Source organism: Rhodopseudomonas sp. BAL398, assembly GCF_033001325.1.
Lineage (GTDB): Bacteria > Pseudomonadota > Alphaproteobacteria > Rhizobiales > Xanthobacteraceae > JARJEH01.
The window spans coordinates 1,804,770-1,826,590 of sequence record NZ_CP133111.1; the positions used below are offsets into that span (position 1 = coordinate 1,804,770).

Below are 21,821 nucleotides of genomic sequence, written 5' to 3' on the forward strand. Positions count from 1 at the left end.
GGATCAAATCAACAGCAGGATGCTGAGAGCGAAATAGAGCCACATCGCCAGCAGCACCAGGGCGCCGGCGAGCCACGCCAGCGAGCGCTGCCGCAGATCGTTGGAGGTGACAAAGATGCCGGCATGGACGAAGCGCGTCACCACGAACACCCAGCTCAGCAGCACCAGAACCAGATCGACATGGCGCAGCGGCAGCGCCAGCGCGATCAGCGCATAGAACAGCACCGGCAGCTCGAACTGGTTGCCATAGCAATTGCCCAACTGGGTGGCGCGTTGCGGCCAGTTCGGCTGTCCCAGCACGATGTCGCGGATCTTGGTCTGCCGCGACACCAGAGCCTGGCGTCGCGCCGCGAAGGTGGCCAGCAGCAGCGCGAAGCTCAGCCCGATCAGCACGAAGACCGGCAGCAGCACCATCTGAACCGACATTGAGGCCTCCCATGGCGGCGTTGCGGACCCCGCTATAGCGAGCCCGTCCGGCCATGACAATCGATCCGGCCCGGCCTGACCTGCTTTGCCGCGACTGAAACCGGCACCGCCCTGCGGCAGGCTCGACGAGTTCCCGTCGAAGTACCGGTCGCGCAGCCGTCGCGCGCTAAATCCGGGCCCCAAAACTCTCGCGGAAGATGCGCTCGCCTTTTGGCGTAATCTGAACGGCGCGCGTCCCATCGAGCCGCCTGGTCCAGCCCTGGCCGAGACTGTGGGCGCAGATCGCGGCGCCCAATGCGCCGGCCAGATGCGGCCGCCGCTCGCTCCAGTCGAGGCAGGGCCGGCACAGCACGCGGCCGGAGTGCCGGGTGCGCCGCGCCAGCATTGGCGCGATGTCGAGCCCGACGCCGCCGAGAAAATCCAAGCCGGCCTCGGTCAGTACGCCGGCATCGCCGGTCAACTCGACATGGCCGCGCGCGATCATGGCGTCGCTCAATGCGACGCCGAGCCGGCCGGCAAGATGGTCGTAGCAGGTACGGGCCTTGCGTAGCGCCGCGTCGCGCGGGCCGACAGCGAGCCGGGCCCGAACCGGCGCCAGATAGGCTGCGACCTGCATGATGCTTTCCAGCATCCGCGCCACCGAGGCCGTGGCCAGCCGGTGATAGCGGTGCCGGCCCTGCTGCTCGACGCTCAGCAGCCCGATCGATGTCATCCGGCTCAGATGTCCGCTCGCGGTCTGCGGCGTGATCCCGGCTGCCTTGGCGAGCTCGGTCGCGGTCAGCGCGCGGCCGTCCATCAGCGCATGCAGCATGTGGGCCCGGGCCGGATCGCCAGACAGCGCCGCGATCTCGGCAAACATGGCATGGCTGGGCATCGCGCGAACCTTTCAGTGGCTTCATCCTATGCCAGATCGACGCCGGATGCTTCGGCCGCGACCGAAACATTCGGCGGATTTTTCGGCCATTGCTGCGCCCGACGGCATCGGGCCGGAACAAGGCGGGCAATCAGCATGACACACGGCACCAAGGCATTCCATGGCTGGCGCGTGGTCGCCGCGGCCTTCACGCTGGCGGTGTTCGGCTGGGGGCTCGGCTTCTACGGCCCGCCGATCTATCTACATGCGGTGCGGGCTGGCCGCGGCTGGTCGCTGGCGCTGGTCTCGGCGGCGGTCACCGCGCATTATCTGGTCGGGGCGATCGCGATCGCCAACCTCCCCGGCCTCTATCGCCGCTTCGGCGTCCCTCGCATCACCAAGGCCGGGGCGCTCGCGCTGGCGGTTGGGGTGGCGGGCTGGGCCTTGGCGCAGCAGCCGTGGCAATTATTCGCAGCGACGCTACTGAGCGGCGCCGGCTGGGTGGCGCTCGGTGCGGCGGCCGTCAACGCGATCGTCTCGCCGTGGTTCGTGCGCGGCCGCCCCGCGGCGCTGGCCGCGGCCTATAACGGTGCCAGCATCGGCGGCGTGGTGTTTTCGCCGCTGTGGGTCGCGGCGATCGGATGGTGGGGATTTCCGCTGGCTGCGGCGGTGATCGGCGCGGTGATGGTCGTGGTGGTGTGGATTCTGGCGGATCTGTATTTCGCCAAGACCCCGCAGCAGATGGGGTTGGCAGCGGACGGCGATCTGCCGAATACGCAGGCGATCTCGGTCACCGCCGCGACAGCGCGGCCGCTGCCCGGCAAGACGCTGTGGCGCGATACCCAATTCATCACGCTGGCGGTAGGCATGGCGCTCGGCCTGTTCGCGCAGATCGGCCTGCTGGCGCATCTGTTCTCGCTGCTGGTCCCGGCCTTCGGCGTGCAGCTCGCCGGCATTGCGGCCGGCGCGGCGACCGCGGCGGCGATCGCCGGGCGCTCGCTGGTCGGCTGGCTGATGCCGGCAGGTTGCGACCGTCGGCTGGTCGCCTGCGCCAGTTATGGCGTGCAGATCGCCGGCTCGGTCGCATTCCTGCTCGCCGGCGGCGACAATGTGCCGTTGCTGCTGCTCGGGATCGTGCTGTTCGGCGCCGGGATCGGCAATGCCACCTCGCTGCCGCCTCTGATCGCGCAGGTCGAATTCGTCAAGGCCGACGTGCCGCGCGTGGTGCCGCTGATCGTGGCGATCGGCCAGGCGACCTACGCTTTTGCACCAGCCACATTTGGATTGATCCGCGAATGGCCGATGCGGGCGCGGCGGGAGCCGCGCCCTTGCTGTTCGTCACCGCCGCCGTGATCCAGATGGCGGCGATCGCCGCCCTGCTGGCCGGCCGGCGAACGTCCTAGCTGTTGTCGGCGCCGACGCGGACCAGCTGCTTGCCGAAATTGGCGCCCTTCAACAGGCCGATGAAGGCTTCCGGCGCGCTGTCGAGGCCCTCGGTGACGAATTCGCGGTGCTTGACCTTTCCGTCGCGGACCCAGCCCGACATGTCGCGCAGGAAGTCGCCATGGCGCGACGCGAAATCGCTGACGATGAAGCCGCGGATCAACAAGCGCTTGGTCAGCACGTTGCGCATCATCGCGCCGGCCCATTTCGGCGAGGTCGAGACCGTGTCGTTGTATTGCGCGATCAACCCGCACACCGGCATCCGGGCGAAGCCGTTGAGCAGCGGGAATACGGCCTCGAAAACCGCGCCGCCGACATTTTCGAAATACACGTCGATGCCCTTCGGGCACGCCGCCATCAGCTTGGCGGCGAAATCCGGGGCGCGATGATCGACGCAATCGTCGAAGCCGAGCTCGTTCTTGACGTAGTCGCATTTGTCCTTGCCGCCGGCGATGCCGACCGCGCGCGCGCCCTTGATCTTGGCGATCTGGCCCACCGCCGAGCCGACCGCGCCGGAGGCCGCGGCCACCACCACGGTCTCGCCGGCCTTGGGCTGGCCGATATCCAGAAGGCCGGTATAGGCGGTCATGCCGGGCATGCCGAGCACGCCGACGGCGGCCGAGATCGGCCCCAGCGACGGATCGATCTTGCGCAGGCCCTTGCCGTCCGACAGCGCGTGGGACTGCCAGCCGGAATGCGACAGCACGAAATCGCCCTTGGCGAAATTCGGATTGTTCGAGGCGATGACTTCACACACCGTGCCGCCCTCCATCACGCCGCCGATCGGCACCGGCGCCGCATAGGACGGGCCATCGCTCATCCGGCCGCGCATATAGGGATCAAGCGACAGCCACACGGTGCGTAGCAGCACCTGGCCCTCGGCCGGCTGCGGCGTGGCAAAGTCCTCGATGCGAAAATCCGACGGTTTCGGTTCGCCCGCCGGACGGGCAGCGAGAACGACGCGCTTGGACAATGCCGACATGTTGGTTTCCCCAGGTTGAGTGTTGGTTTTGGTTTTTTGCAGATAGTTAGCACGGCGCCAGGCGCCGTGCCGCCGCCGGACGGCGTGTCAGGCGGTGATCTTCGCCAATGCGGCGTCGAATGCGGCGGCCGCGCTCGGCAGATCCTTGAACGACAGCGCTCTGTCAGCCGGCTGCTTTTGTTTCTCGGTGGCGCTTGGGCGCACCTGCGCGACCGGCTGGCCGCCGTCGAGGAACGCCTGCGGCGCGATCACCTGAAATTCATGATCCTCGATCGGCGCGTCCTTGGCCAGGAACACGCCGAGATAGACCGTGCCGTCGCCGCGCCGGTGCGAGATGTAACGTTCGATCGCCACCGAGCCATCGCGCTGCATGCCGCCGAGTTTGGCGAAGCCCTTGGCGTCGAGCAATTTGTGCGCCTTGAAGCCCTTGACGCCGACCGCGCCGGCCTTGGCGGTCTCTTCCGAGAGGTCGTATTTGGCCGCCATTTCGGTACCGACCGCGGCGAGTTCGCCCGCGATCTGGTGCTCGAATTCCTTGACCTCGGTGCGCGGCTTCGGCCCCTTGCGCGGCTTGGCGGCGTTGCGGCTCTCGAGCGCGGTCTGGCACTTCTCGATCACCTCGGTCGCGGATTTACGCTCGGCGTTGACCAGCAATGTCTTCAGATCCTTATCTGAAAGCGCGGCGATCCTGTCGTCTGTCCAATCGACCATGGTGATCCAATGTTTCTCGCTTAAGGAAAAGGCTTACGCGCCGCCCGGATAGTTCGGGCTTTCGCGGGTGATGGTGACGTCGTGGACGTGGCTTTCGCGCAGGCCAGCGCCGGTGATGCGGACGAATTCCGCCTTGTCATGAAACTCGGAGATGTCCTTGGCGCCAACATAGCCCATCGCGGCGCGCAACCCGCCGGCGAGCTGATGCATTACATTGCCGACCGGGCCCTTATACGGCACCTGACCCTCGATGCCTTCCGGCACCAGTTTCAAGGTGTCCTTGATGTCCTGCTGGAAATAGCGATCGGCCGAGCCGCGGGCCATCGCGCCGACCGAGCCCATGCCGCGATAGGCCTTGTAGGAGCGGCCCTGCCACAAAAACACTTCGCCGGGCGTCTCATCGGTGCCGGCGAGCAGGGAGCCGACCATCGCGATGTCGGCGCCGGCCGCCAAAGCCTTAGCCAGGTCGCCGGAGAATTTGATGCCGCCATCGGCGATCACCGGGATGTCGGCCTTCTTCGCCGCTTCCACCGCGTCCATGATGGCGGTGAGCTGCGGCACGCCGACGCCGGCGACGATCCGCGTGGTGCAGATCGAGCCCGGACCGATCCCGACCTTGATGGCGTCGGCGCCGGCATCGATCAGCGCCTGGGCGCCCTCCGTGGTGGCGATATTGCCGGCGATCACCTGCACCGCATTGGACAGCCGCTTGATCCGGTTGACCGCTTCCAGCACCCGCGACGAATGGCCATGCGCGGTATCGACGACGATGATATCGACGCCCGCTTCGATCAGCGCCTCGGTGCGCTCGAAGCCGCCCTCGCCAACCGTGGTCGCCGCAGCGACGCGCAGGCGGCCTTGCGAATCCTTGCTGGCCAAGGGATGCGCGACCGCCTTTTCCATGTCCTTGACGGTGATCAGGCCGACGCAGCGATATTGATCGTCGACGACCAGGAGTTTTTCGATGCGATGCTTGTGCAGCATCCGCTTGGCTTCGTCCTGGCTGACGCCCTCGCGCACCGTGACCAGATTTTCATGGGTCATCAGTTCGGAGACCTGCTGCGACGGGTCGGTTGCAAAGCGGACGTCGCGGTTGGTCAGGATACCGACCAGCTTGCCGGGGATGCCCTTGCTGGCGCCGGTCACCACCGGAATCCCCGAAAAGCCATGCTGGCTCATCAGCGCCAGCGCGTCGGCGAGCTGGGCGTCGGGGCCGATCGTCAGCGGATTGACCACCATGCCGGATTCGTATTTTTTGACCTGACGGACTTGGGCGGCCTGGCCGTCGACGTCGAAATTGCGGTGGATCACGCCGATGCCGCCGGCCTGCGCCATCGCGATCGCCATCCGCGCCTCGGTCACGGTGTCCATCGCCGAGGCGATAATCGGAATATTGAGCGGAATTGCGCGGGTGATGCGGGAGCGGATATCGGCCTCTGACGGCAGGATGTCCGACGCGCCTGGTTTCAGCAGAACGTCATCGAACGTAAAGGCTTCTCGAAATCCCTGAAATCCGTTCACTAACGCCATTGCCAACTCCGTTCAGCGGCTGATCTGCCGCGCTGGACCTCATGCAATGGGCGGATCGTTCGGCGCCGCGAAGGCGTCGCCGTCGAATCAAGGCCCATCGATGGGGTTGGCGGTGGTCGATAGCATGAGGATATGACGAATCAAAGCGTTTGATCGCCCAGCACCGCGATTTGAGCGGTCCACGCCGGATCAGGCGCGGACCGCTCGTGATGCAATCAATCGCTGGCGTCGGTCGACAGCGCGATCGCCTGCTGCGCGTCGAGCGCGGCGATCCGCTCTAATAATGCCGCGCGGATCGCCGCGTAGCTGCTCGACCCCATCACCAGCCGCCGCGGCGCCGGGGTGACATCGACGCATTCGATCATGGCCTGCGCCATCTTTCGGGCATCGCCCGGCAGCGTGAACGCGCCGCTGGCGATCGCGCGGCGAACCTCGCCGGCCGGTGTGGCGTCATAGATCTCCATCTCGGGTGGCCGCACCAGGCCCCGGCCGAAATCGGTCTTCGACGCCCCCGGTTCGGCAATGGTGAAGCTGATGTTGAAGGGCGCGACCTCTTGGGCCACCGCCTCGACGAAGCCTTCGATCCCCCATTTGGTCGCGTGGTAGAGGCTGAAATTCGGATAGGCGATCTGCCCGCCCTCCGACGACACCTGCAGCACGCGGCCGCCGCCCTGCTGGCGCAGATGCGGCAGCGCCGCGCGGATCACCTGGATGGAACCGATCAGGTTGGTGTCGATCTGGCGCCGGATCTGCGCGTCACTGAGTTCCTCCGCGGCGCCGAACAGGCCATAGCCGGCATTATTGACGACGACGTCGATGCGGCCGAGCTCCGCAAAGGCGCGATCCAGCGTGGCGCGAACCGCCTCGGTGTCGGTGACGTCGAGCTTGGCGATCCACAGCCGATCGCCGTGCTGCGCCTTGAGGTCGTCCAGCGCGCCGTCCCTGCGCAGAGTTGCAGCCACTCGATCGCCGCGGGTCAGCAAGATCTCGGTCATCGCCCGGCCGAAGCCGGAGGACGTCCCGGTGATGAACCAGGTCTTCTGCATTGGAACCTCCAAATTAGCCGCCGGCGGCGGCGTCATCATGGGATATGGGAGGTCCAACTCATGCTATAATGACGTCATTCTTGCATGAACTGATGAGAAACAGCCATGAATGATCGGCCGGATCTGAACGACCTCACGGCCTTCGCGGCCATCGTGGCGCATCGCAGTTTTCGCCGGGCGGCGGACGAGCTCGGCCTGTCACCGTCGAGCCTCAGCCACATGATGCGCGCGCTGGAAGCCAAAATCGGCGTCCGCTTGCTCAACCGCACGACCCGCAGCGTTTCGCCCACCGAGGCCGGCGAGCGGCTGTGCGCGCGGCTGCAACCGGTGCTGCGCGAACTCGATGCCGCGCTCGGCGAGGTCGACGCCTTCCGCGACCGGCCGAGCGGCACGCTGCGCATCAACGCCAACGAGCCCGCCGCGCGGCTGTTGGTCGCCACGGTGGTGCCGAGCTTTCTGGGGCGCTATCCGCAGATGGCGCTCGATCTCGTCACCGAAGGCCGGCTGGTCGACATCGTCGCCGAGGGGTTCGACGCCGGAATTCGGCTGGGCGAAGCCGTGCCGCAGGACATGATCGCGGTGCCGATCGGCGGCGAGGCCCGCTTCGTGACCGTCGCCTCGCCGGACTATCTGCAACATCACGCGGCCCCGTCCACGCCCGACGATCTGCGCCATCACCCCTGCATTCGCGTACGGATGCCGAGCGGCAAATTATATCGCTGGGAGTTCGAAAAGCGCGGCCAGGACATGGCGCTGGAGGTCACCGGCCCGCTGATCCTCGACAATATGGAACTGATGGCGCAGGCCGCGGTGGCCGGCATCGGCATCGCTTATGTGCCGCAGCAGGCAGCGCAGCGCTTTCTCGACAGCGGCGCGCTGGTCATCGTGCTCGACGACTGGTGCCCGCCGATCCCCGGCCTGTGCCTGTATTATCCCGGCCATCGCCACGTGCCGGCGGGCCTGCGCGCCTTTATCGACGTGGTGAAAGAGCTGAGCTAACCCGGTCGATCTCGCGAACCGCCCGCGCTGGACGCCTCCACATCCGCTTCGCCTGCCATCGGCACCGCGACCAGCGCATAGGCCCTCGGCGCCACAGCATGGGGATTTGGCCGGCCGCCGGCTTTCCGTGATAGTCGCCGCCGATCCGGGGTGTTACAGCGCGAGTCCCGCCCCCCGCTGCAAAATCATAACATCGCATGACCAAACAACGCCTGATCCCGCTGATCGTCGCCGCAGCCCTGTTCATGGAAAACATGGACGCCACGGTGATCGCGACCTCGCTGCCGGCGATCGCCGCCGATATCGGCACCAGCCCGCTCACCCTGAAACTGGCAATCACCTCCTATCTGCTGTCGCTGGCGGTGTTTATTCCGGCGTCGGGCTGGACCGCCGACCGCTTCGGCGCCCGCACCGTGTTCTCGGTCGCGATCGCCGTGTTCCTGGTCGGCTCGATCGGCTGCGCGCTGTCGTCCTCGCTCACCGATTTCGTCATCGCGCGAATCGTCCAGGGCATCGGCGGCGCGATGATGACGCCGGTCGGACGATTGGTGCTGATGCGCTCGGTCGACAAGAGCGCGCTGGTCGGCGCGATGGCGTGGATGACGATGCCGGCGCTGATCGGGCCGGTGATCGGCCCGCCGCTCGGCGGCTTCATCACCACCTATTTCTCCTGGCACTGGATCTTCCTGATCAACATCCCGATCGGCCTGCTCGGGATCTTCCTGGCGCTGCGCTATATCGACCCGATCCGCAGCGAAGTGCGCCAACGCTTCGACCTGGTGGGGCTGGTGCTGGCGGGAATTGGCCTGGCCGGGATTGCCTTCGGCCTGTCGGTCGCCGGCCTCAATCTGCTGCCCTGGCCGGTAGTCGCGGCCCTGATCGGCGTCGGCAGCGTCTCGATGACGCTGTACGTGTTCCACGCCCGGCGCACCGCCTCGCCGGTGCTGGATTTCTCCTTGCTGCGGCTGGCGACGCTGCGCGCCGCGGTGATCGGCGGCTTCCTGTTCCGGTTCGGGATCGGCGCGCTGCCGTTCCTGCTGCCGCTGCTGATGCAGATCGGCTTCGGGCTGACCCCGTTCCAGTCCGGCATGGTGACGTTCGGCTCCGCCGCCGGGGCGATGGGTATGAAGACGCTGGCGGCGCGGATCATCCGCACCTTCGGCTTCCGCAACATCCTGACCATCAATGCCGTGGTCAGCTCGGTGTTTCTCGCCTCCTGCGCGTTGTTCACCCCGGCGACGCCGCTGCTGCTGATCCTGATCATCCTGGTGGTCGGCGGCTTCTTCCGCTCGCTGCAATTCACCGCGATCAACACCGTGGCCTATGCGGAAATATCCGACGCCCAGATGAGCCGCGCCACCACGCTGCTCAGCGTCAATCAGCAATTGGCGATCTCCGCCGGCGTCGCGATCGGCGCGTTCTCGGTGGAATCGACGATGGCGTGGCATCACGCGACCGAGCTGAGCGCCCGCGATTTCAGCCCGGCCTTCATCGTCGTGGCGATCTTCGCGGCGATCTCGGCCTATTTCTTCTGGCAGATGCCCGACGATGCCGGACACGAGATTTCAGGCCGCAAGGCGCTCGAGATGTCGAGCCGCAAGGGCGCCGCCACGGCGGCCACCAAGGCGGCCAGCGAAGGCACCCAGGACGCCCGCGATCAAAGGCTGTGAAATCGCCGCGACCGCGGCGTGCCGCCGCGGATCAGGAGCTCGGCGGGTCGGTGTCGGCGCCGCGGGCCACGCCGCGAAATCCCATCGCCAGCACGTAACGCTCCGAGGAATCCTTGCGGCTGGCGGCCGGCTTGACGTGTTTGACCGAGGTGAAGTCGCGCTTGAGCTGCATCATCAGGGTGGCGTCGGCGCCGCTTTGGAACACCTTGGCGACGAAGGTGCCGCCCGGCTTCAGCACGTCGGCGGCGAAGGCCGCAGCCTCCTCGACCAGCCCGATGATGCGCAATTGGTCGGTCTTGCGGTGGCCGGTGGTATTGGCGGCCATGTCGCTCAGCACCACGTCGGCCTTGCCGCCCATCATCGCCAGCAGCTTGGCGGGTGCGCCGGTCTGCAGGAAATCCAGCTGCGCGAAGTCGACGCCGGGGATTTCCGGCATTTCCAACAGATCGATCGCCACCACCTGGCCACGGCCGTCGGCGGCGCCGATCCGCTTGGCGGCGATCTGGCTCCAGCCGCCGGGCGCGGCGCCGAGATCGACCACCGAGATGCCCGGTTTCAGGAAGTGGTGTTTGTCGTCGATCTCGATCAGCTTATAGGCCGCGCGCGAGCGCAGGCCGTCGCGTTTGGCCTTTTGCACGTAAGGGTCGTTGAGCTGGCGCTCGAGCCAGAGCTTCGACGACAGTTTCAGCCTGCCGGCGCTCTTGACCGTGACGCGCAGCCGTCCGGTGGTGTCTTTTGCCATGATCTCTTGCTTGTGAACGGGAACCGGCGCGAGGCTTAGCACAGACGCAAGCCCAGCGGGCGGCTTTAAGCGTCCCCCATCACCCCGTCTTCGCGCATCATTTCCACCAGCATGCCCTCGCGCAGCCCGCGGTCGGCAACCCGCAGCCGCGGCAGCGGGAACGCGGCACGGACGGCGTCGAGAATGGCGCAGCCCGCCAGCACCAGATCGGCGCGTTCGCTGCCGATGCATTGGTTCTGGGCGCGGTCGTGATAGCTCATGCCGAGCAGCCGGGCGATGGTGGCGTCGAGTTCGGCGGCGCTCATCCAGACCCCGTCGATCCGGCGGCGGTCGTAGCGCACCAGATCGAGATGCAGCCCGGCCAGCGTCGTCACCGTGCCGGAGGTGCCGAGCAGGTGCATCCCGGCCAGATCGCCACCATGCCGGGCGGCGAACGGCGCGACATGGGTGGTCACCGCGTCGACCATGGCCGCATAGGAGTCGGTGGTCACCACCCTGCCGCCGAACCGTTCGGCCAGCGTCACCACCCCGAGCGGGATCGACATCCAGGCCGCGATCCGCACCGTGCCGTCGGGATCACGCGCGATCCGCACCAATTCGCTGGAGCCGCCGCCGATATCGAACAGGATCGCGCCGCGCCCATTGTGATCGATCAGCGGCGAACAGCCGATCACCGCCAGCTTGGCCTCGGTCTCGCGATCGATCACTTCGAGCGCGATCCCGGTGGCGTGCTGCACATTGTGACAGAACTCGTCGGCATTGGAGGCCGAGCGGCAGGCCTCGGTGGCGATCAGCCGCAGCCGCCGCGCCCGGCGCGAGCGGATCTTGTCGCGGCAGATGCCGAGCGCGGAGATGGCGCGCGCCAGCGCTGCATCGGAGATCCTGCCGGTCGCGGCCATGCCCTCGCCGAGCCGGATGATCCGCGAAAACGAATCGACCACGCGAAAGCCGTCGCTGGTCGGGCGAGCGATCAGCAACCGGCAATTATTAGTGCCGAGGTCGAGCGCCGCATAGACACCGGTGCCGATCGGCGCCGCCATCGGCTGCTCATCCTCAGCGATCGTCACAATCGCTTGTTGCGGATCTTCGCGCGGCGCCAGGTCGCCGCGAAGCCGCGTATCGTCTTTCATCAAAATCTGTCTTTCGGTGGCCGGCGGCCGACGTCAAAAATCCATTCACGGAAAGTTTAGCAGCGCATCGGCGCGGCGCAAGTCATCGCACACGCCGCATGCCCAATCGTCCGTTGTCGTCGCGGTGCTGCTGCGTTATCTGGAGACAACAGTAAAAACCGCCGAATGACACGGCTTTTCGTAGAATTCCCAGCTTTTGGATTTGACCATGCAGGATCACACCTCGGCTTCGTCCTTGGATAACGCCATCGCGCTGCAAAAATTCGGCGTCGGACAACCGGTTCGGCGCAAAGAAGATGATACGCTGGTGCGCGGCAAGGGCAAATACACCGATGATTTCAACCTGCCCGGCCAGCTCTACGCCGCGATCACCCGCAGCCCGCACGCCCATGGGGTGATCCGCGGCATCGACACTGCGGCCGCTTTGGCGATGCCCGGCGTGCGCGGGGTGTGGACCGGCGCCGATCTGGCGGCGGCAAATTACGGCCCGTTCACCTGCGGGTTGCCGCTGAAGAGCCGCGACGGCTCGCCCTTGAAGCAGACCAATCGGCTGCCGCTGATGACCGACAAGGTGCGATTTGTCGGCGATCCGGTCGCCTTCGTGGTCGCCGACACCATGGCGCAGGCCCGCGACGCCGCCGAGGCGGTCGAGCTCGACATCGAGCCGCTACCGGCGGTGACCGACGCCGCCGAAGCCGCACAGCCCGGCGCGCCGCAGCTCTATGACCACATCGAAAACAACGTCGCGCTGGATTATCACTTTGGCGACGCCGACGCGGTCAACGCCGCTTTCGCTGCGGCGGCCCATGTCACAAAACTCGACATCACCAACACCCGCGTCGCGGTGGTGCCGATGGAGCCGCGCGCGGCGCTGGCCGCCTATGACAAGGCCTCCGAGCGCTTCACCATCCAGGTCCCGACCCAGGGCGTGTCCGGCAACCGCAACAATCTGGCCAAGAATCTCGGCGTGGCCAACGACAAGGTGCATTTGCTCACCGCCAATGTCGGCGGTTCGTTCGGCATGAAGAACGTCAACTATCCGGAATATATGTGCCTGCTATTCGCCGCCAAGGCGCTTGGCAAGCCGGTGAAATGGACCGACGAACGCTCCACCGCATTTCTGTCCGACAGCCACGGCCGCGGCCAGCAGATCCATGCCGAGCTGGCGCTCGATGCCAACGGCAAATTCATGGCGGTTCGGATTTCCGGCTATGGCAATCTCGGCGCCTATATCACCGGCGTATCGCCCTCGCCCTTGTCGCTCAACACCGGCAAGAACATCGCCAGCGTGTATCGCACGCCGCAGCTTTCGGTCGACATCAAATGCGTCGTCACCAACACCTCGCTGATGGGCGCCTATCGCGGCGCCGGCCGTCCCGAGGCCAATTACTTCATGGAGCGATTGATCGACCGCGCCGCCGAGGAAATGAAGATCGACCGGCTGACGCTGCGCAAGCGCAACTTCATCAAATCATCGCAGATGCCGTTCCGGGCGGCGTCGGGCGTGACCTATGACAGCGGCGATTTCGCCGGCGTGTTCGCCAAGGCGCTGGAATTGGCCGACCATGCCGGCTTCGCCAAGCGCAAGAAGGACAGCCGCAAGGCTGGCAAGCTGCGCGGCATCGCGATCGGCTCCTATCTCGAGGTCACCGCCCCGCCCAGCCCCGAACTCGGCAAGATCGAATTCGAAGCCGATGGCGGCGTCAAGCTGATCACCGGCACGCTGGATTACGGCCAGGGTCACGCCAGCGCCTTCGCCCAGGTGCTGTGCGCCGAGCTCGGCGTGCCGTTCGACAGCGTCCGGCTCGAACAGGGCGACAGCGACCTGGTGCATGCGGGCAGCGGCACCGGCGGCTCGCGCTCGATCACCGCCACCGGCCAGGCGATCGTGGAATCCGCCGCGCTGGTGATCGCCAAGGGCAAGACCGCCGCGGCGCATCTGCTGGAAACAGCCGAGGCCGACATCGAATTCGCCGGCGGCCGCTTCACCGTCGCCGGCACCGACCGCAGCATCGACATTATCGAACTCGCCAAGCGGATGCGCGAGGGCAAGATGCCGGACGGCGTGCCGTCGTCGCTCGACGTCGACCACACCGCCACCGATATTCCCTCGACCTTTCCCAATGGCTGCCACGTCGCCGAGGTCGAGATCGATCCCGACACCGGCGTCACTTGCGTGGTGCGCTACACCGGGGTCAATGATTTCGGCACCATCGTAAACCCGATGATCGTCGCCGGCCAATTGCATGGCGGCGTCGCCCAGGGCATCGGCCAGGCCTTGATGGAAAAGGTCAGCTACGACGAATCCGGCCAGCCGATCACCGGCTCGTTCATGGACTATGCGATGCCGCGCGCCGAAGACATTCCGATGATGGCGATCGGCGATCATCCGGTGAAGGCCTTGTCCAACCCGCTCGGCACCAAGGGCTGCGGCGAAGCCGGCTGCGCCGGCAGCCTGTCCACCGTGGTCAACGCCGTGATCGACGCGCTGTCGGATTACGGCATCAACCACATCGACATGCCGCTGACCTCGGAACGGGTCTGGCGCGCGATCCAGGACGCCAAGCAAAAGGTGGCGTGAGGGGCGGCATCCGTGCAGCTCCGTCATTGCGAGCCGAGGCCGGCGCGTAGCGCCGGACGACAGCGAAGCAATCCAGGGGCGTCATGTGCCGCCCTGGATTGCTTCGTCGCTACGCTCCTCGCAATGACGACATCGTGTGGCTGCGCGTAACTCGACCGTCAGGCCGCCGCCAATCGCAAACGCCGCGGTCCCTTACGCCGCCGCCTGCTCGCGCGGCTGGACGATCGCCACGTGATGGCAATGCGCCACCGCGCTGCCCTCACCGTTGACGATCAGCGCGTCGAGTTCGACGAAGCGGTGACCCTTCTTGTCGTAATTGCCGACCACTTTGGCCCGCGCGCTGAGCTGGTCGTCGCAGCTCGCGGCCGACAACAGCTGCATCCGCGAGCCGACGTGAATCCAAGGCCCCAGGATCGCATTGTCGACCAGCACCTTGTTCATGATCCGTTGCAGCATGCCGGGATGCACAAGGTTGTCCGTGGCGAACAGCGCGTCGTCCTCGCGCACTTCCCACAGATAATCGCGCGCCGCCTGCCCGGCCCAGTCGCGCGGCGCGGTGCCGAGCCATTGGCCGAGCTCAAAGGAGGAGGAATCGACCGGCCGCCTGGTCGCCACCGGCGCGGTCGCGATGTAATCGGCGACGCGAATCTGCGGCGCCTGCCCCGGCAATGACGCTGATCCGCTGGCGCAGACCTCGCGCCGGCTCTCGACGCCGAGAACGAGCCCGTCGCCCACTTCAGCGCCGGTGACCAGCGCCTCCTCGCCGTCATAGACCGGCTTGACGAAGCGCGCCTCGATCAGCCCGCGCTCCAGGAACGCCCGGCCCCAGCGCTTGACCGGCAGGTGCATCATATAGGCCATCACGTCGACCCCAGGCACCAGCCCGCCGGAAAAGCCGAAGCGCCGCGCCACGGTATCGTCATGCATCTTGTTTTCGGACTGTTTGGCGGTGTTGTAGGCGCTGACGCGATAGGGTTCGAGCCGGACGGTCATGGTTTCTCCCTGAAGACTGCCAATGTTGTTGATCTTGCCGCAAGATGGTACGCAACGGCGCCAGCTTGAGCAATTGGGTGGACCTCATGGTGAGGAAGCGCGTCTGCGCTGTCTCGAACCATGAGGATGCCTGCCTCATCCTGCGAGACGCGACCCGACCGGCCGCCCTCCGGAGACCCTGTCGCAGCAACAACGGAACGCGCTCCTTGAATCCACCCCGCATCTACGTCGACGCCGACGCCTGCCCGGTCAAGGACGAGATCTACAAGGTCGCGGATCGCCACCGGCTGCCGGTCAGCGTGGTCGCCGGCAATTTCATCCGGGTTCCGCAGCATCCCTTGATCGAACGGATCGCCGCCGGTTCCGGCATGGACGCCGCCGACGACTGGATCGCCGAGCGGGCCGGCCCCGGCGACATCGTCGTCACCTCGGATGTTCCCCTGGCCAGCCGCTGCGTCAAGGCCGGCGCCGAGGTGCTGGCGCCGAACGGCAAGCCGTTTTCCGAACAATCGATCGGCATGACGCTTGCGGTTCGCAACCTGATGACCGATCTAAGGTCCTCGGGCGAAGTCACTGGCGGACCGCGATCTTTCGCGCCGCGCGACCGCTCCGCGTTCCTCTCGGCCCTCGACACAACGATCCGCCGCATCCTGCGCGGACGCGCGAACACCATCGCGCAACAACCAGATTGAATTGAGCAATTATGGCGCCTCCGCTGATCCAGTTGAAGGATATCTCGCTGACATTCGGCGGCACGCCGCTCTTGGGCGGCGTCGAATTGTCGGTGTCGGCCGGCGAGCGGGTCTGCCTGATCGGCCGCAACGGTTCCGGCAAATCGACGCTGCTGAAGATCGTCGCCGGGCTGGTCGAGCCCGACAAGGGCACCCGCTTCGTGCAGCCCGGCGCCACCATCCGCTATCTGCCGCAGGAGCCGGATTTTTCCGGCTTCTCGACGACGCTGGCCTATGTCGAGGCCGGGCTGCATGCCGGCGACGAGCATTACCAGGCGGCCTATCTGCTGGAACAGCTCGGCCTGCGTGGCGACGAGGATCCGTCGAATCTGTCCGGCGGCGAGGCCCGGCGCACCGCGCTGGCGCGGATGCTGGCGCCCGATCCCGATATTCTGCTGCTCGACGAGCCGACCAACCATCTCGATCTGACCACGATCGAATGGCTGGAAGGCGATCTGGCGGCGCGGCGTTGCGCGCTGGTGATCATCAGCCATGACCGCCGCTTCCTGTCCAACCTGTCGCGCGCCACCGCCTGGCTCGACCGCGGCCAGATCAGGCAGGTCGATCGCGGCTTCTCGGCCTTCGAGCAATGGCGCGACGACATTCTGGCCGAGGAAGAGCGCGACCAGCACAAGCTCGACCGCAAGATCGTCGCCGAGGAGCACTGGCTGCGCTACGGCGTCTCCGGCCGCCGGAAGCGCAACGTCAAGCGGCTCGGCAATCTGTTCGAATTGCGCGAGCAGCGCCGCGACTATCGCGGCGCCGCGGGCTCGGCCAACCTCGCCGCCTCCGAGGCGGACAAATCCGGCAAGCTGATCATCGAGGCCAAGGGCATCGGCCGGGTCTATGGCGAGCGCAAGATCGTCGACGATTTCTCGATCCGGGTGCAGCGCGGTGACCGCATCGGCATTGTCGGCCCCAACGGCGCCGGCAAGACCACGCTGATCAACATGCTGACCGGCGCGGCGCCGCCGGATTCCGGCACCATCCGCTTCGGCGCCAATATCGAAATGGCGACGCTGGACCAGAGCCGCGACAGCCTCGACCCGCGCTCGACGCTGTCCGACGCCCTGACCGGCGGCGGCAGCGACAGCGTCATGGTCAATGGCAAGCCCAAACACGTCATCAGCTACATGAAGGACTTCCTGTTCTCGCAGGAACAGGCCCGCACCACGCTGGAAGTGCTCTCCGGCGGCGAGCGCGGCCGCCTGATGCTGGCCCGCGCGCTGGCGAAGCCGTCGAACTTCCTGGTGCTGGACGAGCCGACCAACGACCTCGACCTCGAGACCCTCGACGTTCTGGAAGAGATGCTCAGCGATTACGACGGCACCGTGATCCTGATCAGCCATGACCGCGACTTCCTCGACCGCGTCGTCACTTCGGTGATCGCCCCGGAAGGCGACGGCAAATGGATCGAATATGCCGGCGGCTATACCGACATGCTCAACCAGCGCGGCGCCGATCTGAAACGCGAGGCAGTCAAGACCGCCGCCACCGACAGCGCCAAGGCGCAGAAGGCGGGCGCTCCGCCGCCGCCGAAGAAGAAGCTCAATTTCAAGGACAAGCACGCGCTGGAGACGCTGCCGAAGACCATGGCGCATCTGCAGGCCGAGATCGCCAAGCAGCAGCGCCATCTCGACGATCCCAATCTGTACAAGAAGGATCGCAAGAAATTCGACACCGCCTCCACTGCGCTGGCCAAGGCGCAAAAGGAATTGCAGGATTGCGAGGAACGCTGGCTCGAACTGGAATTGCTGCGCGAGGAAATCGAAAACGCGTGAGCTATTTGCCGAGAAGCGGTGAGACAACGTGTCCCGGGCGCGGTGCAGCACGCAGTGCTGCTCCGCAGAACCGGGACCCCGGTTTTGCCACCGACAAAGCGGGACCCCGGATCAGCAGCGCACCACGCCGCCACGGCGGCGCGCTGCGCTGCATCCGGGGAACGCCGCGGCGTACCGCGTATTTTCAATTGCAAGCTTGTTGAGGATGACCCCGCATGACCACTCCCCTCGCCGCCAAGATCGCCCGCGACATCGGCACGCCTTGCGTGGTGATCGACATGGACCGGGTCGAGGCCAATATCGCGCGGGTTCAGGCGCTGTGTGACGCCGCCGGCGTCGCCAACCGGCCGCATATCAAGACCCACAAATCGCCGCTGCTGGCGCAGATGCAGATCGCCGCCGGCGCCCGTGGCATCACCTGCCAGAAGCTCGGCGAGGCCGAGGTGATGGTGGATGCTGGCATCGACGACATCCTGATCAGCTACAATCTGCTCGGCGAGCAGAAGATGGCGCGGCTCGGCGCGCTGCAGGCCCGCGCCAATATCATTGTGGCGGCCGACAATTCGGTGGTGATCGCCGGCCTGCCGCAGGCCGCCGCGATCGCCGGGCGCCCGCTTTCGGTGGTGGTCGAATGCGACACCGGCCGCAAGCGCGCCGGCGTCGAAACCCCGGCCGAGGCGATCCAGCTGGCGCGCGAGATCGCCGCCGCACCGGGCCTCTCCTTCGCCGGCTTCATGCTGTATCCGACCGAGGCCGGCTGGCCCGAGGCGCAGCGCTTCTTCGACGAAGCATTGGCCGGCATCCGCGCCGAGGGGCTCGACGCCGCCATCGTCTCCACCGGAGGCTCGCCCAACCTGCCCAATGTCGGAAGCCTCAAAGGCGCCACCGAACATCGCCCCGGCACTTATATCTATAACGACCGCATGCAGGTCAAAGCCGGCGTCGCCAGCTGGGACGATTGCGCGCTGAACGTCTATTCAAGCGTGGTCAGCCGCGCCGGGCCGCAGCGCGGCATTCTCGACGCCGGCTCCAAGACGCTGACCTCCGATAGCGGCGGCGGGCTCGACGGCTTCGGGCTGATCCTCGAGCACCCCGAGGCCAGCATCGCGCGCTTCGCCGAGGAGCACGGCTTCCTTGATCTGGCCCGCAGCAACACCCGCCCCAATGTCGGCGACGTGGTGCGCATCGTGCCCAACCATGTCTGCGTCGTCGTCAACATGGTCGACGAGGTGGTGATGGTGCGCGGCGACGAGATCGTTGGAATTCTGCCCGTCGCGGCGCGGGGCAAGCTGCGCTAACGCAGCCGAACGGCTTACGCCGCGATCAGATCGTCGTCGGCCGCGAAGGCGGCGTCGGCGATCAGCTCGTCGCAGAACAGGCTGGCCTCTTCGCGCGCCGATTCGGTGGCGAAGCGGCGCAGCAGCACCAGCAGCGGGCCGGCGGATTCGGCGCTGGTCTCGCAGCGCGTCAGCACCCGCTCGACCATGCGCCGGCGCAGCCTTGCGGCGCCGTTGACGGTGCCGATGAAGCCGGCCTCATGGACCACCTCGAGCGCGGCGCGGAACGCCGGGAATGTGGTTTCCGGCAGCCCGGCGCGCGCCAATAACGCGGTCAGGCTGGCGCCGCCGCGATCATAGAGCAGCGCCGAGACCCTGGTCTGCGGCAGGCCCGACAATTCCACCAGCGATTGTTCGAACAGCTCCATATTGCCCGACAGCAGCGCGCGCAGGATCAGCCCGGCATTGAGCTGCTCGGTGGCGCGCAGATGCCGCATCAGATCGACCATGTCGTCGCCGCGCGAGCGCGCCGCGACATTGACGGTGGAACGGTCGAGCGCCTCGCCGACCGCGCGCGCGGCGCGGTCCGGGCTGAGCCAGCGCCGCGCCACCACGAATTGCGCCAGCGTGTCGGAGAGTTTGGCGATCAGCGCCAGCCGCGTCGCGGGCGGCAGATCTTCCAGCACCAGCATCGACTCGCGGATCGCCGCCAGATGGCCGTGGCGCTCGACGATGCGGTCCCAGGAAAACGGCGCGAGCTCGGCGTGCGGATTTTCGATCAGTTCGAGCGCCGCCGCCGGCGAGCCGACTTCGGCGATCGCCGCGCAGACCGAAGCCGGCAGCCGGGCGCGGCGCGCGATCGCGCATTGCGTGGCGCATTCGCCGGTGGCGACGATGTCGACCAGATCGGCGTCGATCAGCAGCGGGGAATGTTCGAGCACCGGCAGCGCCACCTGGGCCTGGTCGGTCGACAGCGCGCGGACGATCGCGGCGGGGGCGTCGACGCTGCGGGCGAACACTTCGGCCATCGCCTGGCGCACCAGCGGCGAGCGATCGTCGAGCAGCATCAGCAGCGCGCCCTCGGCGGCGGCGCGATCGTCTTCCGACAGATCCGACACCAGCCAGGCCCGCGCCAATGAACGGGTGGCTTCCGCCCGCTCGCTGGCGGGCGCGGTCCGAACCCAATTAATGAACTGCCGAACGATCATGTTTAAGCCGGCTTACGCAACGTGGAACGACACCGTGACGCGATGCCACTGTCAGACAAAATAAACCATGACGCTTAACAAAGGGTTCACCATAACCGATTGGCTTTGTTGACGTTTCGTTAACGCCAAAAAGTGCGTAGCAAGATCCGAAGAACTACGCGCCTCTGTGCAGCCCGCCGGCGCGGCCGCAAATGATACGATTGGCTACCAATGCAGCCCGTTCCCGGATGCTGCAAAACGCGCCGCACTGGCGGCGTGGTGCGCTGCTAAGCCGGGGCCCGCTGTCTTGTTGAGGCCGACAGCGGGGTCCCGGTTCTGCGAAGCAGCGCTTCGCGCTGCATCGCGCCCGGGACACGGTGCCGCTGGCTCCGCGTGAATGAGACTTGCGACGAACGATGGCCCGTGCCCCGGATGCTGCGCAACACGCCGCGCTGGCGGCGTGGTGCGCAGCTGAGCCGGGGCCCCGCTATCTTGTTGAGGCCGAAAGCGGGGTCCCGGTTCTGCGAAGCAGTGCTTCGCGCTGCATCGCGCCCGGGACACGAAGTCAGCCGACTACGCGCAACGGGATCAGCCGCTGAAGGCGCCGCTGCGGTCGCTGAACAGGTCGGGCGTGGTGGGCGGGCGCACGGTCGGCGCGGTCTGCAGCGCGCCCACGGCGTTGGTCTTGACCCACAGGTCGCGGACCGCGGCCGACACCGGCTCGGAGCGGTCGCCGCCGAGAAACAGCGTGCGGAAGATCGGCTCGCTTTGCTGCGCGACAGTCGGCGACGCCGGGCTCGGCGATGCCGCAAATTGCAGCGCCGTGGTCTCGGTCGCGGATCGCGGCGCGCTCGACGATGACGCCATCCGGACATTGCGGATATCGGGGAAGCTCGACAGATAGGCGGCGTTGTCGATCGGCGCCGCCGCCGCGCTGCCCGCGCCGCCGACGGCGGCCATCGCGGTCTGGGTGGCGGAGGATTGCGACGCGGCCTCGTAGCGCCGCGACAATTCGACATAGACGCCGGAGACGCTGCGCGCGGCGCCGCTGCGATCGTAGAAAATCGACTGGTTCGCCGCCGCGGCGCTGGGAAACAGCGCGGCGCCCGAGACGTTGGGCGTATCGACGGCTGCATTGATCAGCTTCGAGGCGCCGCCGACGCCCATGAAATGCGCCATATAGAGTTCGGCGTCGTTCGGCCGGCGGCCGATATTGCCGATCAGCTTGAAACTGTTGGACTGGGTCAGCACCCCGGCCATCGCGGAGGCGGCGGCCGGATCGTCGCGCAGCTTCATGATCTCGGCCTTGGCCGCCGGATCGGCGACCGAATAGCTGCCCGAGGCCGATTTCTGGATCGCGGCGGCATATTGGCCATAGCCGAGCGCGGCCCCGGCTTCCTTGACGGTGCCGAGCCAGGTCTGGTCGATGAACTGAAACAGCCCGCCCGCCGACGAGGTCGAGGCCTTCGCCGAGGGATCGAAATTGGATTCCATCTTGGCGGTGGTCAGCAGATATTCGAAGCTGGTGCCGGTCTGGCCAGCCGCCTGCTGGATCGCGCCGGCGATCTGCGTCCGCGCCGAATCGGGCGAAACGGTTCGGTTCGTGATCATCTCGACCGACATCTGTGGGTGCCCCGCTCCCCGCGAAACGCGCCTTGCGGCCTCAAGGGCACCGAGCGCCCAAGCTTTGGTCATCCTGGACGATCATGGTTAATCCGGCGTTAACGATTGCGCCAAGC

General features: G+C 66.6%; 18 protein-coding genes. 7 read left to right on the forward strand and 11 right to left on the reverse strand.

Features of this window, described 5'->3' with window-relative positions:
- Positions 1–3: 3 nt before the first annotated feature.
- Together RBJ75_RS08705 and RBJ75_RS08710 are read right to left on the reverse strand one after the other, a co-directional pair.
- Positions 4–426: an MAPEG family protein gene (locus RBJ75_RS08705; RefSeq protein ID WP_044414808.1), complete on the reverse strand. Its 423-nt coding sequence runs from the start codon at positions 424–426 to the stop codon at positions 4–6.
- Positions 427–592: 166 nt separating this feature from the next.
- Positions 593–1,300: an ArsR/SmtB family transcription factor gene (locus tag RBJ75_RS08710; RefSeq protein WP_044414810.1), complete on the reverse strand. Its 708-nt coding sequence runs from the start codon at positions 1,298–1,300 to the stop codon at positions 593–595.
- Between the two features lie 135 nt (positions 1,301–1,435).
- On the opposite strand from RBJ75_RS08710, the gene RBJ75_RS08715 reads away from it, so the two are divergent.
- On the forward strand, positions 1,436–2,632 hold the full coding sequence (locus tag RBJ75_RS08715) for an MFS transporter (RefSeq protein WP_234707478.1): 1,197 nt from the start codon (positions 1,436–1,438) through the stop codon (positions 2,630–2,632).
- Between the two features lie 46 nt (positions 2,633–2,678).
- Here RBJ75_RS08715 and RBJ75_RS08720 read toward each other — a convergent pair whose 3' ends face one another.
- From RBJ75_RS08720 to RBJ75_RS08735, 4 genes are all read right to left on the reverse strand, one after another.
- On the reverse strand, positions 2,679–3,704 hold the full coding sequence (locus RBJ75_RS08720) for an NADP-dependent oxidoreductase (protein WP_044414812.1): 1,026 nt from the start codon (positions 3,702–3,704) through the stop codon (positions 2,679–2,681).
- 87 nt (positions 3,705–3,791) lie between these two features.
- Positions 3,792–4,415, reverse strand: a complete 624-nt coding sequence (locus RBJ75_RS08725) for a hypothetical protein (protein ID WP_044414814.1) — start codon at positions 4,413–4,415, stop codon at positions 3,792–3,794.
- A 33-nt stretch (positions 4,416–4,448) separates the two neighbouring features.
- A complete protein-coding gene (guaB, locus tag RBJ75_RS08730; protein WP_044414817.1) occupies positions 4,449–5,945 on the reverse strand; it encodes an IMP dehydrogenase in 1,497 nt (498 codons plus the stop codon).
- Positions 5,946–6,160: 215 nt separating this feature from the next.
- A complete protein-coding gene (locus RBJ75_RS08735) occupies positions 6,161–6,991 on the reverse strand; it encodes an SDR family oxidoreductase (protein WP_044414819.1) in 831 nt (276 codons plus the stop codon).
- A gap of 105 nt (positions 6,992–7,096) precedes the next feature.
- Here RBJ75_RS08735 and RBJ75_RS08740 point away from each other — a divergent pair, with 105 nt between their 5' ends.
- The gene (locus tag RBJ75_RS08740; RefSeq protein ID WP_044414821.1) at positions 7,097–7,990 is read left to right on the forward strand and encodes a LysR family transcriptional regulator; all 894 of its coding nucleotides are present in this window, start codon (positions 7,097–7,099) and stop codon (positions 7,988–7,990) included.
- A gap of 197 nt (positions 7,991–8,187) precedes the next feature.
- Complete coding sequence (locus tag RBJ75_RS08745; protein WP_044414823.1) at positions 8,188–9,660, forward strand: DHA2 family efflux MFS transporter permease subunit; 1,473 nt, start codon at positions 8,188–8,190, stop codon at positions 9,658–9,660.
- A 31-nt stretch (positions 9,661–9,691) separates the two neighbouring features.
- Here RBJ75_RS08745 and RBJ75_RS08750 read toward each other — a convergent pair whose 3' ends face one another.
- Positions 9,692–10,402: an RlmE family RNA methyltransferase gene (locus RBJ75_RS08750; protein WP_044414825.1), complete on the reverse strand. Its 711-nt coding sequence runs from the start codon at positions 10,400–10,402 to the stop codon at positions 9,692–9,694.
- A 65-nt stretch (positions 10,403–10,467) separates the two neighbouring features.
- Positions 10,468–11,532 (reverse strand): Ppx/GppA phosphatase family protein, encoded by a 1,065-nt coding sequence (locus RBJ75_RS08755; RefSeq protein ID WP_044414827.1) that lies wholly within the window; start codon positions 11,530–11,532, stop codon positions 10,468–10,470.
- A gap of 208 nt (positions 11,533–11,740) precedes the next feature.
- On the opposite strand from RBJ75_RS08755, the gene RBJ75_RS08760 reads away from it, so the two are divergent.
- Entirely contained in the window at positions 11,741–14,113 is a 2,373-nt protein-coding gene (locus tag RBJ75_RS08760; RefSeq protein ID WP_276156429.1) for a xanthine dehydrogenase family protein molybdopterin-binding subunit, read from the forward strand.
- A 192-nt stretch (positions 14,114–14,305) separates the two neighbouring features.
- On the opposite strand, the gene RBJ75_RS08765 is transcribed toward RBJ75_RS08760, so the two are convergent.
- The gene (locus RBJ75_RS08765) at positions 14,306–15,106 is read right to left on the reverse strand and encodes a hypothetical protein (protein ID WP_044416968.1); all 801 of its coding nucleotides are present in this window, start codon (positions 15,104–15,106) and stop codon (positions 14,306–14,308) included.
- A gap of 206 nt (positions 15,107–15,312) precedes the next feature.
- On the opposite strand from RBJ75_RS08765, the gene RBJ75_RS08770 reads away from it, so the two are divergent.
- From RBJ75_RS08770 to RBJ75_RS08780, 3 genes are all read left to right on the forward strand, one after another.
- Positions 15,313–15,798, forward strand: coding sequence for a YaiI/YqxD family protein (locus RBJ75_RS08770; RefSeq protein ID WP_044416966.1), 486 nt, complete (start codon positions 15,313–15,315; stop codon positions 15,796–15,798).
- An 11-nt stretch (positions 15,799–15,809) separates the two neighbouring features.
- Positions 15,810–17,618: an ABC-F family ATP-binding cassette domain-containing protein gene (locus tag RBJ75_RS08775; RefSeq protein WP_276156428.1), complete on the forward strand. Its 1,809-nt coding sequence runs from the start codon at positions 15,810–15,812 to the stop codon at positions 17,616–17,618.
- A 215-nt stretch (positions 17,619–17,833) separates the two neighbouring features.
- A complete protein-coding gene (locus RBJ75_RS08780) occupies positions 17,834–18,916 on the forward strand; it encodes a D-TA family PLP-dependent enzyme (RefSeq protein WP_044418331.1) in 1,083 nt (360 codons plus the stop codon).
- A 14-nt stretch (positions 18,917–18,930) separates the two neighbouring features.
- Here the strand turns inward: RBJ75_RS08780 and RBJ75_RS08785 are convergent, their stop codons facing one another.
- Both RBJ75_RS08785 and RBJ75_RS08790 read right to left on the reverse strand, forming a co-directional pair.
- Complete coding sequence (locus RBJ75_RS08785) at positions 18,931–20,103, reverse strand: DUF2336 domain-containing protein (RefSeq protein ID WP_044418333.1); 1,173 nt, start codon at positions 20,101–20,103, stop codon at positions 18,931–18,933.
- A gap of 567 nt (positions 20,104–20,670) precedes the next feature.
- Complete coding sequence (locus RBJ75_RS08790; protein WP_044418335.1) at positions 20,671–21,705, reverse strand: transglycosylase SLT domain-containing protein; 1,035 nt, start codon at positions 21,703–21,705, stop codon at positions 20,671–20,673.
- Positions 21,706–21,821: the final 116 nt, after the last annotated feature.

Bases quoted from the DNA above. Each gene is read 5' to 3' on its own strand.
- RBJ75_RS08780 (WP_044418331.1), top strand. From the start codon at position 17,834: ATGACCACTCCCCTCGCCGCCAAGATCGCCCGCGACATCGGCACGCCT.
- RBJ75_RS08765 (WP_044416968.1), bottom strand. From the start codon at position 15,106: ATGACCGTCCGGCTCGAACCCTATCGCGTCAGCGCCTACAACACCGCC.
- RBJ75_RS08750 (WP_044414825.1), bottom strand. From the start codon at position 10,402: ATGGCAAAAGACACCACCGGACGGCTGCGCGTCACGGTCAAGAGCGCC.
- RBJ75_RS08720 (WP_044414812.1), bottom strand. From the start codon at position 3,704: ATGTCGGCATTGTCCAAGCGCGTCGTTCTCGCTGCCCGTCCGGCGGGC.
- RBJ75_RS08715 (WP_234707478.1), top strand. From the start codon at position 1,436: ATGACACACGGCACCAAGGCATTCCATGGCTGGCGCGTGGTCGCCGCG.
- RBJ75_RS08725 (WP_044414814.1), bottom strand. From the start codon at position 4,415: ATGGTCGATTGGACAGACGACAGGATCGCCGCGCTTTCAGATAAGGAT.
- RBJ75_RS08705 (WP_044414808.1), bottom strand. From the start codon at position 426: ATGTCGGTTCAGATGGTGCTGCTGCCGGTCTTCGTGCTGATCGGGCTG.
- RBJ75_RS08760 (WP_276156429.1), top strand. From the start codon at position 11,741: ATGCAGGATCACACCTCGGCTTCGTCCTTGGATAACGCCATCGCGCTG.
- RBJ75_RS08710 (WP_044414810.1), bottom strand. From the start codon at position 1,300: ATGCCCAGCCATGCCATGTTTGCCGAGATCGCGGCGCTGTCTGGCGAT.
- RBJ75_RS08790 (WP_044418335.1), bottom strand. From the start codon at position 21,705: ATGTCGGTCGAGATGATCACGAACCGAACCGTTTCGCCCGATTCGGCG.
- RBJ75_RS08775 (WP_276156428.1), top strand. From the start codon at position 15,810: ATGGCGCCTCCGCTGATCCAGTTGAAGGATATCTCGCTGACATTCGGC.
- RBJ75_RS08745 (WP_044414823.1), top strand. From the start codon at position 8,188: ATGACCAAACAACGCCTGATCCCGCTGATCGTCGCCGCAGCCCTGTTC.
- RBJ75_RS08755 (WP_044414827.1), bottom strand. From the start codon at position 11,532: ATGAAAGACGATACGCGGCTTCGCGGCGACCTGGCGCCGCGCGAAGAT.
- RBJ75_RS08740 (WP_044414821.1), top strand. From the start codon at position 7,097: ATGAATGATCGGCCGGATCTGAACGACCTCACGGCCTTCGCGGCCATC.
- RBJ75_RS08785 (WP_044418333.1), bottom strand. From the start codon at position 20,103: ATGATCGTTCGGCAGTTCATTAATTGGGTTCGGACCGCGCCCGCCAGC.
- guaB (WP_044414817.1), bottom strand. From the start codon at position 5,945: ATGGCGTTAGTGAACGGATTTCAGGGATTTCGAGAAGCCTTTACGTTC.
- RBJ75_RS08735 (WP_044414819.1), bottom strand. From the start codon at position 6,991: ATGCAGAAGACCTGGTTCATCACCGGGACGTCCTCCGGCTTCGGCCGG.